The 15,712-nt window shown below is 73.3% G+C and carries 14 protein-coding genes and 3 tRNA genes; 11 read left to right on the forward strand and 6 right to left on the reverse strand.

Annotated features, from left to right (window positions below; translation table 11 throughout):
• Entirely contained in the window at positions 1-1,632 is a 1,632-nt protein-coding gene (mdlC, locus tag O2W15_RS14215; RefSeq protein WP_269179869.1) for a benzoylformate decarboxylase, read from the forward strand.
• Positions 1,633-1,636: 4 nt separating this feature from the next.
• On the opposite strand, the gene O2W15_RS14220 is transcribed toward mdlC, so the two are convergent.
• Positions 1,637-2,035: a VOC family protein gene (locus O2W15_RS14220; RefSeq protein ID WP_269179870.1), complete on the reverse strand. Its 399-nt coding sequence runs from the start codon at positions 2,033-2,035 to the stop codon at positions 1,637-1,639.
• Between the two features lie 67 nt (positions 2,036-2,102).
• On the opposite strand from O2W15_RS14220, the gene O2W15_RS14225 reads away from it, so the two are divergent.
• The 8 genes from O2W15_RS14225 (at position 2,103) to O2W15_RS14260 (ending at position 8,441) form a co-directional block, all read left to right on the forward strand.
• Positions 2,103-2,912 carry a fumarylacetoacetate hydrolase family protein gene (locus tag O2W15_RS14225; RefSeq protein WP_269165316.1) on the forward strand — a complete coding sequence of 270 codons (810 nt, stop codon included), beginning with the start codon at positions 2,103-2,105 and terminating at the stop codon, positions 2,910-2,912.
• Complete coding sequence (gltX, locus tag O2W15_RS14230) at positions 2,909-4,393, forward strand: glutamate--tRNA ligase (RefSeq protein ID WP_269179871.1); 1,485 nt, start codon at positions 2,909-2,911, stop codon at positions 4,391-4,393. Before O2W15_RS14225 ends, gltX begins: the two co-directional genes overlap by 4 nt.
• Before the next feature lie 263 nt (positions 4,394-4,656).
• Positions 4,657-5,658, forward strand: coding sequence for a CPBP family intramembrane glutamic endopeptidase (locus tag O2W15_RS14235; RefSeq protein ID WP_269179872.1), 1,002 nt, complete (start codon positions 4,657-4,659; stop codon positions 5,656-5,658).
• Positions 5,659-5,743: 85 nt separating this feature from the next.
• Positions 5,744-5,815: transfer RNA gene (locus O2W15_RS14240), tRNA-Gln, on the forward strand.
• A gap of 44 nt (positions 5,816-5,859) precedes the next feature.
• Positions 5,860-5,932 (forward strand) — tRNA-Glu (locus tag O2W15_RS14245).
• 158 nt (positions 5,933-6,090) lie between these two features.
• Positions 6,091-6,163 (forward strand) — tRNA-Glu (locus O2W15_RS14250).
• A 204-nt stretch (positions 6,164-6,367) separates the two neighbouring features.
• Positions 6,368-8,086: a sodium:solute symporter family protein gene (locus O2W15_RS14255; protein ID WP_269179873.1), complete on the forward strand. Its 1,719-nt coding sequence runs from the start codon at positions 6,368-6,370 to the stop codon at positions 8,084-8,086.
• 31 nt (positions 8,087-8,117) lie between these two features.
• Entirely contained in the window at positions 8,118-8,441 is a 324-nt protein-coding gene (locus O2W15_RS14260; protein ID WP_269165312.1) for a hypothetical protein, read from the forward strand.
• Between the two features lie 59 nt (positions 8,442-8,500).
• On the opposite strand, the gene O2W15_RS14265 is transcribed toward O2W15_RS14260, so the two are convergent.
• The 3 genes from O2W15_RS14265 to O2W15_RS14275 are packed head-to-tail and all read right to left on the reverse strand — an operon-like array spanning position 8,501 to position 10,523.
• Positions 8,501-9,313, reverse strand: coding sequence for a M23 family metallopeptidase (locus tag O2W15_RS14265; RefSeq protein ID WP_269179874.1), 813 nt, complete (start codon positions 9,311-9,313; stop codon positions 8,501-8,503).
• Positions 9,310-9,819: an ArsR/SmtB family transcription factor gene (locus tag O2W15_RS14270; protein WP_269179875.1), complete on the reverse strand. Its 510-nt coding sequence runs from the start codon at positions 9,817-9,819 to the stop codon at positions 9,310-9,312. Before O2W15_RS14270 ends, O2W15_RS14265 begins: the two co-directional genes overlap by 4 nt.
• 41 nt (positions 9,820-9,860) lie before the next feature.
• Entirely contained in the window at positions 9,861-10,523 is a 663-nt protein-coding gene (locus O2W15_RS14275; protein WP_241176056.1) for an IclR family transcriptional regulator, read from the reverse strand.
• Between the two features lie 88 nt (positions 10,524-10,611).
• Here O2W15_RS14275 and leuC point away from each other — a divergent pair, with 88 nt between their 5' ends.
• Together leuC and leuD are read left to right on the forward strand one after the other, a co-directional pair.
• Positions 10,612-12,036 carry a 3-isopropylmalate dehydratase large subunit gene (leuC, locus tag O2W15_RS14280; RefSeq protein WP_269179876.1) on the forward strand — a complete coding sequence of 475 codons (1,425 nt, stop codon included), beginning with the start codon at positions 10,612-10,614 and terminating at the stop codon, positions 12,034-12,036.
• A 5-nt stretch (positions 12,037-12,041) separates the two neighbouring features.
• Complete coding sequence (gene leuD / locus O2W15_RS14285; RefSeq protein WP_269168741.1) at positions 12,042-12,647, forward strand: 3-isopropylmalate dehydratase small subunit; 606 nt, start codon at positions 12,042-12,044, stop codon at positions 12,645-12,647.
• 26 nt (positions 12,648-12,673) lie between these two features.
• On the opposite strand, the gene O2W15_RS14290 is transcribed toward leuD, so the two are convergent.
• Together O2W15_RS14290 and O2W15_RS14295 are read right to left on the reverse strand one after the other, a co-directional pair.
• Positions 12,674-13,615 (reverse strand): NUDIX hydrolase, encoded by a 942-nt coding sequence (locus O2W15_RS14290; RefSeq protein ID WP_269179877.1) that lies wholly within the window; start codon positions 13,613-13,615, stop codon positions 12,674-12,676.
• Positions 13,616-13,625: 10 nt separating this feature from the next.
• A complete protein-coding gene (locus O2W15_RS14295; RefSeq protein WP_269179878.1) occupies positions 13,626-15,698 on the reverse strand; it encodes an RNA degradosome polyphosphate kinase in 2,073 nt (690 codons plus the stop codon).
• Positions 15,699-15,712 lie beyond the last annotated feature (14 nt).

Here is a 15,712-nt window from a genome sequence, read left to right on the forward strand (position 1 = left end):
GTGCCCGACCCCACCACCCCTCCGGTGACGCCGACGGTCCGGGACGTCACGTTCGACGTGCTGCGCCGGCTGGGCCTGACGACGATGTTCGCCAACCCGGGCTCGACCGAGGTGCCCTTCCTCGCCGGGCTGCCCGACGACATCGAGTTCGTGCTGGCGCTGCACGAGGGGTCGGTGGTGGGCATCGCCACCGGCTGGGCCATCGCCCACGACCGGCCCGCACTGGTCAACCTGCACACCACCGCGGGCCTGGGCAACGCCGTCGGCGCGCTGGCCACCGCCCGGGTCAACCGGGCGCCGCTGGTGGTCGTGGTCGGCCAGCAGGACCGGCGGCACCTCGCCCTGGAGCCCTTCCTGGCCGGCCGGCTCGCCGGCCTGGCCGGGGACTACCCGGTCTGGGTCGACCAGCCCGTCCGGGCCCAGGACGTCCCGGGGGCGATCGCCCGGGCCCACCACGAGGCGGTCACCGGCCGCGGCCCGGCGATCGTGGTCGTCCCGATGGACGACTGGGCGCAGCCGATGTCCGACGCCGGACCACTGGCCGCTGCGACCGTGGTGCGGCGGCCGGTCGGGGTCGACGAGGCGACGGTCGCCGAGGTCGCCGAGCTGCTCGACGGCGCGCGGTCCCCGGCGCTGGTGGTCGGGGCCGGGGCGGACACCGCCGTCACCCGGGCCGCGCTGGTGCAGCTGGCCGAACGGCTGGCCGCCCCGGTGCGCCAGGAGGCCTTCGGCGCCCGGGCCGGCTTCCCCCAGGACCACCCGCAGTACCAGGGGCTGCTGCCCGCCGGCCGGGAGCGGCTGCGCGGGGTGCTGGCCGGCCACGACCTCGTGCTGGTGGTCGGTGGCCCGGCCTTCCGGCAGTACCCCTACCAGCCCGGGCCCTTCGTCGACCCCGGCGCCCGCATCGTGCAGGTCAGCCAGGACCCGGCCGAGGTGCACCGGAGCCCCGCCGACCTGGCCGTGCTCACCGACCCGGGCGTCTTCTGCACCGCACTCGCCGAGCGGGTGACCGACCGCGGGCTGCCACCCGGCCCACCGCGGACGCCGGTCACCGTGCCGCCGCCGGGACCGGGGGAGCCGCTGCGGGCGCCGCACGTCTACGCCCAGCTCGCCCGGCGCCTGGACCCGGACACCGTGGTGGTGGAGGAGTCGCCGTCCACCCGCCAGGTGCTGGAGGAGATGGTCCCCTCGCGGCAGCCACTGGGGTACCTGGGCGTGGCCATGGGCGGCCTCGGCTTCGGGATGCCGGCCGCCATCGGCGTCCGGATGGCCCGCCCCGACCGGCCGGTGGTCGCGGTGCTCGGCGACGGCTCGTCGATGTACGCCGTCCAGTCGCTGTGGACGGCGGCCCGCTACGGCGTGGGCGTCCTGTTCGTCGTCTTCGCCAACGGCGGCTACGCGATCATGGACAAGCTGGTCGAGCGGCAGGGGGCCGGCAAGGCGCCGTGGCCGAGCTTCCCGGAGGTCCGGCTCTCCGCCCTGGCCACCGCGCTGGGCTGCCCGGCCCGGCGGATCAGCAGCCACGAGGAGCTGCTGGAGGTGCTGGACGACGTGCTGCCCCGGCTGCGGGACCTCGACGCCCCGCTGCTGCTGGACGTCGAGGTGGCCCCGGAGGCCGAGTTCAACCCCTGAGCGGTCAACCCCTGAGCGGCGCCACCGTGCTGGCCAGCAGGCAGAACTCGTTGCCCTCCGGGTCGGCCAGCACGTGCCAGGTCATCTCCTCGGTGAGCGGGCCCTGGCCGACGTCCACCGGGGTGGCGCCGAGGGCGAGCAGCCGGTCCAGTTCCTCGGCCTGCGACCGGTCGGTGGCGTTGAGGTCCAGGTGCAGCCGGCGCTTGCCCGGTGTCGGGTCGGGCACCGGGACGAAGTCCAGCACCGGCTGTGGGCCCTTGGGCTCCTGCCCCGGTGGGCCGATCGTCACCACGCCGTCATCGTCGGTGTCCTGCACCTCGTAGCCGAGCACCTCTGCCCACCACTGGGCGAGCGCGGCAGGGTCGGTGGAGTCGACGGCGACTGCGGTGATCCGGGCGGCCATGGCTCACGGTAGCGACCTGGGGGCGCCGCACGGTGGCCGGACATCGGGCCCCGACTAGCCTGAGGACGTGCGCATCGTCCGCTTCGCCCACCCAGCCGGCATGTCCTTCGGGGTCCTCGACGGGGACGGCCAGGTCGCCCAGATCGAAGGCCACCCGTTCGGTCAGATCTCCTTCAGCGGTCAGCGGTACGCCGCGGCCGACGTCCGGCTGCTCTCGCCGATCCTCCCGAGCAAGGTGGTCGGCATCGGCAAGAACTACGCCGACCACGTGCAGGAGATGGCGACCGGGGACGCCCCGAAGGAGCCGCTGGTCTTCCTCAAGCCCTCCACCACGGTGATCGGCCCGGGCGACGCGATCCGCATCCCGGCCGGCAGTACCAACGTGCACCACGAGGTCGAGCTCGCCGTCGTCATCGGGGCGCGCGGCGCCCGTCAGGTGAGCCCGGAGCAGGCGCTGTCCAGCGTCTTCGGCTACACGATCGGCAACGACGTGACCGAGCGGGACATGCAGCGCAACGACGGGCAGTGGACCCGGGCGAAGGGCTTCGACTCCTTCTGCCCGCTGGGCCCGTGGATCGAGACCGACCTGGCCGGCCTCGGCAAGGACCCTGCGGACCTGGAGATCACCTGCAGTGTGGACGGCGAGCTGCGCCAGTCCGGGCGGACCAGCCAGCTGCTGTTCGGTGTGCCGACCCTGATCTCGCACATCTCCCAGGTGATGACCCTGCTGCCCGGTGACGTGGTGCTGACCGGCACCCCGGCCGGTGTCGGCCCGATCGCGCCGGGGCAGCGGGTGGAGTGCACGATCGAGGGGCTGGGCACGCTGACCAGCTCCGTCGCCGGCGCCGACCCGACCTCCACGGCCGGCGTCCGATGACCGCCCCGGCCGGCCCGGTGCGCACCCGCTTCTGCCCGTCGCCGACCGGCACCGTGCACGTCGGCGTGATGCGGGCGGCGCTCTACAACTGGGCCTACGCCCGGCACACCGGTGGTCAGTTCGTGGTCCGGATCGAGGACACCGACCCCGCCCGCAACACCCTGGAGTCCGAGCGGCACCTGCTGGACTGCCTGCGGTGGCTGGGGCTGAACTGGGACGAGGGTCCCGAGATCGGCGGTCCGCACGGCCCCTACCGGCAGTCCGAGCGCAGCGAGGTGTACCGCGACGTCGTCGCCCGGCTGCTCGAGTCCGGGCACGCCTACGAGTCGTTCTCCACGCCGGAGGAGGTCAACGCCCGGCGGGCCGCGGCCGGCCAGGACCCCAAGCTCGGGTACGACAACGCCGACCGGACGACGACCGGTGCGCAGCGGGCCGCCTTCCTCGCGGAGGGCCGGGAGGCCGTCGTCCGGCTGCGGATGCCCGACGCCGACCTGACCTGGCACGACCACGTCCGCGGCGAGGTCCGGTTCGCCGCCGCTGCGGTTCCCGACTTCGTGCTCGTCCGGGGCAACGGCACCCCGCTGTACACGCTGGTGAACCCGGTCGACGACGCCCTGATGGGGATCACCGATGTGCTGCGTGGGGAGGACCTGCTGTCCTCCACCCCCCGCCAGCTCGCCCTCTACGCGGCCCTCACCGACATCGGCGTCGCCAGCGGGACGCCTCGCTTCGGACACCTGCCCCTGGTGATGGGGGAGGGGAACAAGAAGCTGTCCAAGCGGGACCCGCAGTCGAACTTCGACGTCTACCGCGATCGTGGCTTCCTGCCCGAGGGCCTGGTCAACTACCTGGCGCTGCTGGGCTGGTCGATCGCCGAGGACCGGGACGTCTTCTCGCCCGAGGAGATGGCTGCTGCCTTCGACGTCGACAGCGTCAACGCCAACGCGGCCCGCTTCGACCTGAAGAAGGCCGAGGCGATCAACGCCACGCACCTGCGGGCGCTGCCGGTGGACGAGTTCATCTCCCGGGTCGCCCCGTACCTGGCCGGCGCCGGGCTGGTCGCCGACCCGCCCACCGCCGAGCAGGCCGCCACGCTCCAGGCCATCGCGCCGCTGGCCCAGGAGCGGATGATCGTGCTGTCCGACGCGGTCGGGCTGCTCGGCTTCCTGTTCACCGAGGACGTCGAGATCGACCCGGCGGCCGCGGACAAGCAGCTGGGCGCCGGTGCCGGTGAGGTGCTGGACGCCGCGTCGGCGGCGCTGGAGGCGCTGCCGGAGTGGACGACCCCGGCGATCGAGACGGCGCTCAAGGAGGCCCTGGTCGAGGGGCTGGGCCGCAAGCCGCGGCAGGCCTTCGGGCCGGTCCGGGTGGCGGTCAGCGGCCGGACGGTCTCCCCACCGCTGTACGAGTCGATGGAGCTGCTGGGTCGCGAGCTCACCCTGGCCCGGCTCGCCGCTGCCCGCGGGATCGCGACCGGATGACCGGCGGGGGCTGGAGCGCCTGGGGGCAGGGTGAGCCGCCGTACGCCGGCCCGCCGCCGACCGGCCGGTACGGCGCCCCGCCCCGGGTCCCGCTCGGCCCGCCGCCGGGCGGTCCCGCCGGCTGGCCGGCCGGGCCGGGGTGGGCGCCTCCCGGTGGCCCGTACCCGGCTGCCAGCCCCCCGCAGCGCCCTCCGCGACCGCCCCGGCCGGTCACTCCGCCCGGGGCGCCGCCGCACGACACCCCGCAGCGGTACGAGCTGCTGATGCGGACACGGGACTGGGCCTGGTGGCGGCCGCTGCTGGGCCTGCTGCTGTTCACCGTCCTCTACGGGGTGGCAGCGGTGGTACTGGTGCTGGTCGTCTACCTGACCGGCGTGGTGCCCGACCTCGCCATGACGGACCTCACCGACGTCTGGGTCCTGCTGTTCACCAACGCCTCGCTGATCGTGGCGATCCCGATCGTGTGGGTGTGCTGGCTGGTACCGCACGGGCTGCGGATCGGCTGGTCGTCCTCGGTGCTGGGCCGACTGCGCTGGCGGATGCTGCTGCCCTGGACCTGGCGGGCACTGGCGACCCTCGGGCTGGCGGTCGCCGCCGGCCTGCTGCTGACCGTCGCGGCCACCGACCTGTCGATCACCGGGCCGACCTCCTCCTTCGGCTGGCTGCTGCTGGTCGTGCTGCTGACGACGCCGTTGCAGTGCGCGGCCGAGGAGTACGTCTTCCGCGGCTACCTGAGCCAGGCGATCGCCGGCTGGGTGGGCCGACCACAGGCCGGCGCGGTGGTCGCGGCGGTGCTGACGGCCGCCCTGTTCTCCGCCGCCCACCTGCCGCCGGACGCCGAGTCGTTCCTCTACCGGTTCGTCATCGGCCTCGTGCTGTCGGGGGTGGTCTGGCTGACCGGGGGGCTGGAGGCCGCCATCGCGCTGCACGCGGTCAACAACGTGGTGATCTTCGTGCTGGCCGGTGCCCTGGGCGAGGAGCTGGCCACCGCCGACCCCGGCGGCGCCCTGAGCTGGGTGACCACCCTGCTCGGGATGTCCGGGATGGTCGCCTTCCTCGTCTGGGTGGCCGTCGCCAGCCGACGGCTGCGGCCGGAGCTGCTCAGCCCCGCGCTGCAGCTGCCGGCGCCTGCCCCCACGGCGGCCCCCGGTCGTCCGGCGTGGGGCACGCCACCTGCCCAGCCGCCGTGGGGTCCTCCGGCGGCGCCGGGTGCCTGGGCCGCGCCGCCGTCCGCCAGCGGCTGGGGCCGGCCACCGGGGGGCTGACGCGCCCACGAGGGGGGTGCTCGTGCTGGCTCCTGGGGGATCGGGTAGTGTTCTTTCCCGGCGCCGCAAGGTGCTGCACGGCCAATGGGGTATGGGGTAATTGGCAGCCCGACGGTTTCTGGTTCCGTTAGTCTAGGTTCGAGTCCTGGTACCCCAGCGAGGAGCACAGCTCCTCAGCACGACCGCACCACTGCACCACCTGGCCCCGTCGTCTAGCGGCCCAGGACGCCGCCCTCTCACGGCGGTAGCGAGGGTTCGAATCCCTTCGGGGCTACATCTGACAGAGCCCCCGACCCACCGGGTCGGGGGCTCTGTCGTCGCTGTGCGCCTCCGGGCACCTCCGTTCCGCCGGGCGCCCCGGAGGCGGCGCCACGGGAGAGGGGTCCCGCGAGCGGGTCCCGGCCGTCTGGCAGAATCAGCGCCGCACCACCTGGCCCCGTCGTCTAGCGGCCCAGGACGCCGCCCTCTCACGGCGGTAGCGAGGGTTCGAATCCCTTCGGGGCTACACCGGACAGAGCCCCCGACCCACCCGGGTCGGGGGCTCTCGTCGTCTCTGTGGAGCGCCCGCATGGCGGCGGTCACAGCCGTCACCCGTTGCGGTGACCAACGAAGTGCCGGAGTGGTGATCCGGTGTTAGCTTCGCCGGGCTGATCATCGCGCCGCACCACCGTGCCCGCTCTGTGAGGCAGGCAGAGGTCCCCGGCCATCCGTGGCCGGAGACCCGATCTCACCGAACCTGGAGGGAACCCCGGTGGTCCTCGCCGCGGAGGAGAGCCTGCGACTCGACGCGAACCTCGTCGACTACGCGCTCGTCGCCGCCTACTTCGCCGTCGTCCTGCTCATCGGCTTCGCCGCCCGCAGCCGGGTGTCCGACAGCCTCGACTTCTTCCTGTCCGGCCGGTCGCTGCCCGCCTGGGTGACCGGTCTGGCGTTCATCTCGGCCAACCTCGGCGCCGTCGAGATCATCGGCATGTCGGCCAACGGCGCCCAGTTCGGCATGGCCACGTTCCACTACTTCTGGATCGGCGCCGTGCCGGCCATGCTCTTCCTGGGCGTGGTGATGATGCCCTTCTACTACGGGTCGAAGGTGCGCAGCGTCCCGGAGTTCATGCGCCGCCGCTTCGGCACCGGCGCCCACCTGGTGAACGCGCTGAGCTTCGCGCTCGCCCAAGTGCTCATCGCCGGAATCAACCTCTACCTGCTGGCCACCGTCGTGAACGCCCTGCTGGGCTGGCCGCAGTGGATCTCGCTGATCGTCGCCGCGGCGGTCGTGCTGAGCTACATCACCCTCGGCGGCCTGTCGGCGGCCATCTACAACGAGGTGCTGCAGTTCTTCGTCATCGTGGCCGCGCTGCTGCCGCTGACGCTGATCGGTCTGAACCGGGTGGGTGGCGTCGGCGGGCTGATCGACTCGATCCGCGACGGCGGCAACGAGAACGACCTCAGCTCCTGGCCGGCCAGCGACCTGACGAGCATCGAGAACCCGGTGCTGTCGGTCATCGGGATCGTCTTCGGCCTGGGCTTCGTGCTCTCCTTCGGCTACTGGACGACGAACTTCGTCGAGGTCCAGCGGGCGATGGCCACCAAGTCGATGTCGGCCGCACGGAGCACCCCGATCATCGGCTCGTTCCCGAAGATGTTCATCCCGTTCATCGTGATCGTCCCCGGCATGATCGCCGCGGTCCTGGTCAACGAGGTGCAGGAGCTGAAGGCCGGCGGTGACCCCGGGGTCACCTACAACGACTCGATCCTGCTGCTGATCCGCGACGTGCTCCCCAACGGCCTGCTGGGCGTGGCGATCGCCGGCCTGCTGGCGTCGTTCATGGCGGGCATGGCGGCCAACATCTCGGCCTTCAACACCGTCTTCAGCTACGACCTGTGGCAGCAGTACGTGAAGAAGGACCGCCCCGACGAGTACTACCTGAAGGTCGGCCGGCTGGCGACCGTCGGGGCCACGGTGACGGCCATCTTCACCGCGCTCATCGCCGCGGGCTTCGACAACCTGATGGACTACCTGCAGACGCTCTTCGGCTTCTTCAACGCCCCGCTGTTCGCCACCTTCATCCTGGGCATGTTCTGGAAGCGGATGACCCCGACCGCAGGCTGGGCCGGACTGGTCTCCGGCACGCTCGCCGCGGTGCTGGTGTGGTCGCTGAGCGAGGTCGGCGTGATCGGGCTGGAGGGGCAGGGCGCCAGCTTCGTGGCCGCCGGTGCGGCGTTCGTGGTGGACATCGTGGTGAGCGTCGCGGTGAGCATGGTGACCGCGCCGAAGCCGGTCTCCGAGCTGGCCGGGCTGGTCTACTCCGAGACGCCCAAGGAGGTGCGCACCGACCCCGAGGCGCACAAGCTGCCCTGGTACCAGTCGCCGACGAAGCTCGCCGGCATCTCGTTGGTGCTCGTCATCGCACTGAACCTGATCTTCCGCTGACCGTCACCAGCGTTCCCGAGAGGAGCACCCCATGAGCACTCCGAGCAACGGGCAGGACGCGGGTGGGACGCCGGCGACCGGCGGCCGGCACACCGCGGGCGCCTACGACGTCCGGGTCGTCATCGCGGCCCTGATCGGGCTCTACGGCGTCGTCCTGATCGTCCTGGGCATCGTCGACTACGGCGCGGAGGAGGCCGCCAAGACCGGTGGCGTGAACGCCAACCTGTGGGCCGGCATCGGCATGCTGGTCTTCGCCCTGGTCTTCGTCGCCTGGACCCGGCTGCGGCCGGTGGTCGTCGAGGGCGGCGAGGCCGTCGAGGACCCCACCGGCGGAGCGGACACCGCCGGCCGGTAGCCCTCGGCAGGACACGACGACGGCCCGCGGTGGGGATCCCCACCGCGGGCCGTCGTGCGTCACCGGACGGCCACGCCGAGCAGCTCGCCGTCGGCCGGCAGCCCGTCGGCGCCGTCGGCGGCACCGGCGCGGAAGGCCATCGGGACGCCGGCGGCACCACCCAGCCCCGGGGAGTCGCACAGCTGGACGTGCAGGTGCGGTTCGCTGCTGTTCCCGGAGTTGCCGCACTCGGCCAGCTGCTGCCCGGCGATCACCCGCTGGCCCCGCTCCACCAGGACCGAGCCGCGGCGCAGGTGGACGAGGGCGGCGAACGCCCCGTCGTCGGCCCGGACGACGACGTGGTTGCCGGCGAGCCAGCGGGCGCCGCCCACCTGCCGGACGAACCCCTCGACCACCAGCAGGTGGAGGATCGACAGCCAGCCACTGCGGGCCCGGTGGTCGCGCCGCCGCTGGTGCACGCGCACCACGACGCCGTCCACCGGGCTGAGCACCGGCTGCCCGAACGCCGGGTACTCCTCGGGCCGGCGCCAGTGCCCGCCGGAGCCGAACTCCGGGCGGCTGCCGTCGGGCGGGTCCAGGACCAGGTCGATGGCGTGGGTCTGGCCGAGGCTGTTGACCCCGTGCGACGGGACCTTCGTGGCCGGGGAGTTCAGTGCCCGCCACGGGCCGCGCACCGGGGAGTCGACCACGCGCACCGGGGCGGCGGGGGGCCGCACCCGGTCGAGCAGGCCGAACCCGACCAGGACGACGATGCCGGCCAGCGCACCCCAGGTCAGCAGGTCCACCGTGTCCGCCAGGATCAGCAGCACGCCGAGCGCGGGCAGCGGCGGACGGGAACGGGCCACGAGTCGCCGGAGGGTCGCGCCGGTCACGGGGCCACCGCCGCGAGCACGACGTACAGCGGCACGACCCGCTCGGCCGGGACCGCGTACGTGCCCCGGCCGGCCGTGCGCAGCCAGCCGGCAGCGGTGAGCTGGCGCAGGTGGTGGTGCAGCTGCCCGGTGGTGCCCAGGCCCGGCAGTGCGGCCAGCGCCGCGGTCGTGGTGTGCCCGCCCAGCACCTCCCGGAGCAGCCGCAGCCGGACCGGGTGGGCGAGGGCCGACAGCGCGGTGGTGCGGGTCTCGTCGTCGTCCGGCCCGGCCGCGCGCAGCCCCTCGGCGTCGTGGGTGCGCTGCCAGGCGTACTCCTCGCCGCCGGGCAGGCGCACCTGCCCGCCGTAGGCGACCGCACCACCCGGCAGCTCGGCCGCCTCGGCGGCCAGCCCGTGCAGCAGCCAGAACCGTTCGCGGTCCGGTGGCACGGGACCGGGTGGCTGCGACCGCTGCTGTTCCAGCGCGGCGAGCCGCTCCTCGATCCGGGTCAGGCGGGCGTCGTCCACGCGTCGGACAGTACGGAACTACGTAGGAACGAACAAGCGTGTCAGCGCGCGGCCCGGGAGACGGCGACGGCGGCGTCCAGGACGGCGGAGACCACCTCCGGGCTGGGGCGGCGGCCCAGTCGCTCGACCGGGCCGGAGATCGAGACGGCGCCCAGCACGCCGCCGGCACCGTCGCGCACCGGGGCGGACAGCGAGGCGACCCCGGCCTCACGCTCGGCGACGCTGTGCGCCCAGCCGCGGCGGCGGACGTCGAGCAGGGTGCGGGCGGTGAAGCTCGCCGCCGGCAGGAGGGCGGTGACCTCCTCGGCGGGGGAGAAGGCCAGGAGCACGTGCGCCGCCGATCCGGCGGTCAGGGGGAGTCGGGCGCCCAGGGGTACGGTGTCGCGCAGCCCGCTGGCGCGTTCGGCGACGGCGATGCACACCCGGCTGCTGCCGTCCCGCACGTAGAACTGGGCGCTCTCGCCGGTGCTGTCGCGCAGCACGGCCAGGTGTCGGCCGGCCAGGTCGCCCAGGTCGACGCCACCCCGCCCGAGTTCGGCCAGTGCCGGGCCGGGGGCCCAGGCGCCGGTGTCGGTGCGCCGCAGCAGGCGGTGGGCCTCCAGGGCCGTGGCGAGCCGGTGTGCGGTCGCCCGCGGCAGCTCGGTACGCGCCACCAGCTCGGCGAGGCTGGCCGGCTCGGCCGACACGGCGCGGAGGATGGCCACGGCTTTGTCCAGGACCGCGACGGGGTTAGGCTGTCCCACGTCGTAATACTCGCATCCCAACATGTGAGATGGCAACGAGGAGGACCCCGTGGGCAGGACCCTGGCGCAGAAGGTGTACGAGCAGCACGTCGTCCGGCGGACGGCGGGAGAGCCCGACCTCCTCTACATCGACCTGCACCTCGTGCACGAGGTGACCAGCCCGCAGGCCTTCGACGGGCTCCGGGCCGCCGGGCGCACCGTGCGCCGTCCGGACCTGACCATGGCCACCGAGGACCACAACGTCCCGACCCTGGACATCCTGTCCCCGATCGCCGACCCGATCAGCCGGGCCCAGGTCGACGCCCTGCGGCGCAACGCCGCCGAGTTCGGCATCCGGCTGGCCCCGATGGGCGACCGGGACCAGGGGATCGTGCACGTGATCGGCCCGCAGCTGGGGCTCACCCAGCCGGGCATGACCATCGTGTGCGGCGACAGCCACACCTCCACCCACGGCGCCTTCGGTGCACTTGCCTTCGGCATCGGCACCAGCGAGGTCGAGCACGTGCTCGCCACCCAGACGCTGCCGCAGCTGCCGGCCAAGCAGATGGCGGTCACCGTCGACGGCGAGCTGCCCCCGGGCGTCTCGGCCAAGGACGTCATCCTCGCCGTCATCGCCCAGATCGGCACCGGCGGCGGCCAGGGCCACGTCATCGAATACCGGGGCAGCGCGATCCAGGCGCTGTCCATGGAGGCCCGGATGACGATCTGCAACATGTCGATCGAGGCCGGCGCCCGCGCCGGGCTCATCGCCCCCGATCAGACGACGTTCGACTTCCTGCAGGGCCGTCCGCACGCTCCGCAGGGCGCCGACTGGGACGCCGCCGTCGCGCACTGGTCGACCCTCACCACCGACGACGACGCCGTCTTCGACCACGAGGTGCACATCGACGCGGCCTCGCTGACCCCCTACGTCACCTGGGGCACCAACCCCGGCCAGGGGCTGCCGATCGACGCCGCGGTGCCCGACCCGGCCACGATCGCCGACGAGAACGAGCGCCGGGCCGCCGAGTCCGCGCTGGCCTACATGGGCCTGACCGCCGGCACCCCGCTGCGCGAGATCGACGTCGACACCGTCTTCCTGGGGTCGTGCACCAACGGCCGGATCGAGGACCTCCGGGTCGCCGCCGCCCTGCTGAAGGGCAAGCACGTCGACGCCAGCACCCGGATGCTCGTCGTCCCCGGCTCGGTGCAGGTGAAGCTGCAGGCCGAGGCCGAGGGGCTGGACCGGGTCTTCCTCGACGCCGGCGCGGAGTGGCGGGGCGCGGGCTGCTCGATGTGCCTGGGCATGAACCCCGACCAGCTGAAGCCGGGTGAGCGCGCGGCCTCCACCAGCAACCGCAACTTCCAGGGCCGGCAGGGCAAGGGCGGGCGCACCCACCTGGTCTCCCCGGCCGTCGCCGCGGCGACGGCGCTCACCGGCCGGCTCACCGCCCCCGCCGACCTGCCCGACGCCCCGATCCCCGCTGGAGTCTGACCGACATGGACGCCTTCACCACGCACACCGGCACCGCCGCCCCGCTGCGGCGGAGCAACGTCGACACCGACCAGATCATCCCGGCCGAGTACCTCAAGCGGATCACCCGCACCGGGTTCGAGGACGGGCTGTTCGTCGCCTGGCGCACCAACGAGCCGGACTTCGTGCTCAACCAGCCGCAGTACGCCGACGCCTCGATCCTGGTCGCCGGGCCCGACTTCGGCACCGGCTCCTCCCGCGAGCACGCGGTCTGGGCGCTGCTGGACGGCGGCTTCCGGGTGGTCATCAGCTCCCGGTTCGCCGACATCTTCAAGAACAACTCGACCAAGTCCGGGCTGCTCACCGTGCTGATGTCCGAGCCGGACGTCGAGGCGCTGTGGGCCACGATCGAGGCCGACCCGGCCACCCCGGTCACCGTGGACCTGCGGGCCGAGCAGGTCACCTACGGCTCGGTCACCGTGCCGTTCGAGGTCGACCCCTACACCCGCTGGCGGCTGCTCGAGGGGCTGGACGACGTCGGCCTCACCGAGCGGCACCTCGACGACATCACCGCGTTCGAGGCCGCGCGCCCGGCCTGGCTGCCCCGCTCCCTGCCGGCGCTTCCCGCCTGAGGTCGGCCCCCGAGAGGGGGCCGACCTCAGCTCCGGCCGGCGCTGCTGGGCGTCAGCGTGCCGGCCGGGGCCGCGGGGTCGGCGGTGAAGTCGCGGTAGTAGTCGGCGACCAGGGCGCCGGGTCGGCCGCCGAGCGCCCACACGCTGCCCTTCGCCGACGGCGGCCACAGCGCCCCGGCGGTGTCGTGCCACCGCACCCCCAGCGCGAGCAGCAGCGCGGGGATGGCGCCGCCCTGGCTGCAGATGACCACCGGGCCGGCGGCGTCGGTGTCCGCCAGCAGCCGGGTCACCAGCTCGACCCCGGCCTGCGGGTCGGCGTCGAACCCCTCCTCACCCAGCTCGGGCACCGGCCCGACGGGGAGACCGAGCTCGCGGGCCAGTGGGTCGAGGGTCTGTCCGCAGCGCACCGGCGGGGCAGCCAGCAGTCGGGACGGCGTGAAGACCGGCAGGACGGCGGCCAGCGTCGCGGCCTGCGCGCGGCCCCGGCGGTCCAGCGGGCGGGTCTCGTCCGGGCCGTCCCAGTCCGACCGGTCGCCGGCCGAGGCGTGCCGCACCAGCAGCACCCGGGGTGCCCGGGGGGAGTCGGTGCGGGTGAGGTCCTCGAGCACGGCCCGGTCGTGGCTGTGGCTGACCAGGTCGACGGCCTCGGGCACCGGCAGCCAGCGCAGCTCGTCGACCTCGTCGTTGGGCGCGAAGGCACCGCCGACGGCCTGCATCACCCAGTAGTCGACCCGCTTGGGGCCCTGGCGGTGGGCGTACCGGGTCTGCACGCTGCGCCGGCCGACCGCGACCTGCAGGCCGGTCTCCTCGCCGACCTCCCGGACCGCGGCGACCAGCGGGTGTTCTCCGGCGTCCAGCTTGCCCTTGGGCAGCGACCAGTCGTCGTACTTGGGCCGGTGCACCACCGCGGTCTCGACCGTGCCGTCGTCCGCGGTGCGCCAGACCACGCCGCCGGCGGCGGGGATCAACCGGTCGTCCTCAGCCAGCGTTCTCACCCCGCAGCGCCAGCAGCTCCTTCTGGTTGTCGCGCTCACCGGTGCGGGTCCAGGTCGAGTCGCCGGCCAGCTGCCAGCTGCGCACGTCCGGGGCCATCGCCTCGTCGAACATGCGGTTCAGCTGGCGGGCGGCCACCGGGTCGTTGACCCGCAGCAGCACCTCGACCCGCCGGTCCAGGTTGCGGTGCATCAGGTCGGAGCTGCCCAGCCACCACTCCGGGGAACCGTCGTTGGCGAAGTTGACGACCCGGGAGTGCTCCAGGAACCGGCCGACGATCGAGCGGACCCGGATGTTCTCGCTCAGCCCCGGTACGCCCGGTCGCAGGGCGCAGATGCCCCGGATGACCAGCTCGACCGGCACGCCGGCCAGCGACGCCTCGTACAGCGCGTCGATGATCTGCTCGTCGACCAGCGAGTTCACCTTGATCCGGATGCCTGCGGGCTTGCCCTCCGCGGCGTGCCGGGCCTCGCGGCGGATCTTCTCGACCAGGCCGGTGCGGATCCCGTGCGGGGCGACCATCAGCGAGCGGTAGGTGGTCTGCCGGGAGTAGCCGGTGAGGGTGTTGAACAGGTCGGTGAGGTCCGCGCCCACCCGGGGGTCGGCGGTGAGGATGCCGAGGTCCTCGTAGATCCGGGCGGTCTTCGGGTTGTAGTTGCCGGTGCCGATGTGGCAGTACCGGCGGATCACCCCGTGCTCCATCCGGACGACGAGCGCGGTCTTGCAGTGGGTCTTCAGGCCGACCAGCCCGTAGACGACGTGGCAGCCGGCGCGCTCCAGCGAGCGGGCCCAGCTGATGTTGGCCTCCTCGTCGAACCGGGCCTTGATCTCGACCAGGACGACCACCTGCTTGCCCGCCTGGGCCGCCTCGATCAGCGCCGAGACGATCGGGGAGTCACCGGACGTGCGGTACAGCGTCTGCTTGATCGCCAGCACGTCCGGGTCGGCCGCGGCCTGCTCGATGAACCGCTGCACGCTGGTGGCGAAGGAGTCGTAGGGGTGGTGCACCAGCACGTCGCCCTCGCGCAGCGTGGCGAACACGCTCTTGGGGGTCTCGCCCTCGCTGAGCCGGGGGTGCGTGGCCGGCACGAACGGCTCGTCCTTGAGCTCCGGGCGGTCCAGGTCGTAGAGCGCCATCAGCGAGCCGAGGTCGAGCAGCCCGGGCACCGAGACGACGTCGGCCGGGCTGATCTCCAGCTCGTGCACCAGGACGTCGAGGATCTGCGGGTCCATCGTCTCGGTGACCTCCAGGCGCACGGCCGGGCCGAACCGGCGCCGGGCCAGCTCCCGCTCCAGCGCCTGCAGCAGGTCCTCGTCGCGGTCCTCCTCGACCTCCAGGTCGGCGTTGCGGGTGACCCGGAACAGGTGGTGGTCGATCACGTCCAGGCCGGGGAACAGCGCGGTGAGGTGCGCCGCGATCAGGTCCTCCAGCGGGAGGAACACCGCCTCGGCGTCCGTGCTGCGGGTGTTCGTCCCGATCGGGATGAACCGCGGCACGTTGTTGGGCACCTTGATCCGGGCGAAGCGGGGGGCGCCGGTGTCCGGGTCGCGCACCGAGACGGCGAGGTTCAGCGAGAGCCCGCTGATGTAGGGGAAGGGGTGCGCGGGGTCGACCGCCAGCGGCGTGAGCACGGGGAAGACCTGGTCCCGGAAGTACTCCCGCAGCCGCATCGCGTCGGCCTCGGCCAGGTCTGACCAGTGGATGATCCGGATGCCCTGCTCGGCCAGCCGCGGCGCCACGTCCTTGTCGAAGACGCTGGCGTGCCGGTGGACCAGGGCCTGGGTGCGCTCGGTGACCCGGGCCAGCTGCTCCCGGATGGTCAGGCCGTCGGGGGAGCGCACGGTCAGCCCGGTGCTCTGCCGCCGCTTCATCCCGGCGATGCGGACCATGAAGAACTCGTCGAGGTTGCTGGCGAAGATCGACAGGAACTTCACCCGCTCCAGCAGCGGCAGGCCGTCGTCCTCGGCCAGCTCGAGGACCCGCGAGTTGAAGTCCAGCCAGGACAGCTCACGGTTGAGGAAGCGGTCGGCGGGGAGCGGGGGAGAGGCAGCAGGCACGGGTCGATCCTGCC

Origin of the sequence: Modestobacter sp. VKM Ac-2979, assembly GCF_026967995.1 — a bacterium.
In the GTDB taxonomy this organism is placed as follows: Bacteria; Actinomycetota; Actinomycetes; order Mycobacteriales; family Geodermatophilaceae; genus Modestobacter.

What these genes read in the sequence shown, in the direction of transcription:
- O2W15_RS14220 (WP_269179870.1), bottom strand. Translation starts at nt 2,035, where the DNA reads ATGGCCGCCCGGATCACCGCAGTCGCCGTCGACTCCACCGACCCTGCC.
- gltX (WP_269179871.1), top strand. Translation starts at nt 2,909, where the DNA reads ATGACCGCCCCGGCCGGCCCGGTGCGCACCCGCTTCTGCCCGTCGCCG.
- O2W15_RS14235 (WP_269179872.1), top strand. Translation starts at nt 4,657, where the DNA reads ATGCGGACACGGGACTGGGCCTGGTGGCGGCCGCTGCTGGGCCTGCTG.
- O2W15_RS14260 (WP_269165312.1), top strand. Translation starts at nt 8,118, where the DNA reads ATGAGCACTCCGAGCAACGGGCAGGACGCGGGTGGGACGCCGGCGACC.
- leuD (WP_269168741.1), top strand. Translation starts at nt 12,042, where the DNA reads ATGGACGCCTTCACCACGCACACCGGCACCGCCGCCCCGCTGCGGCGG.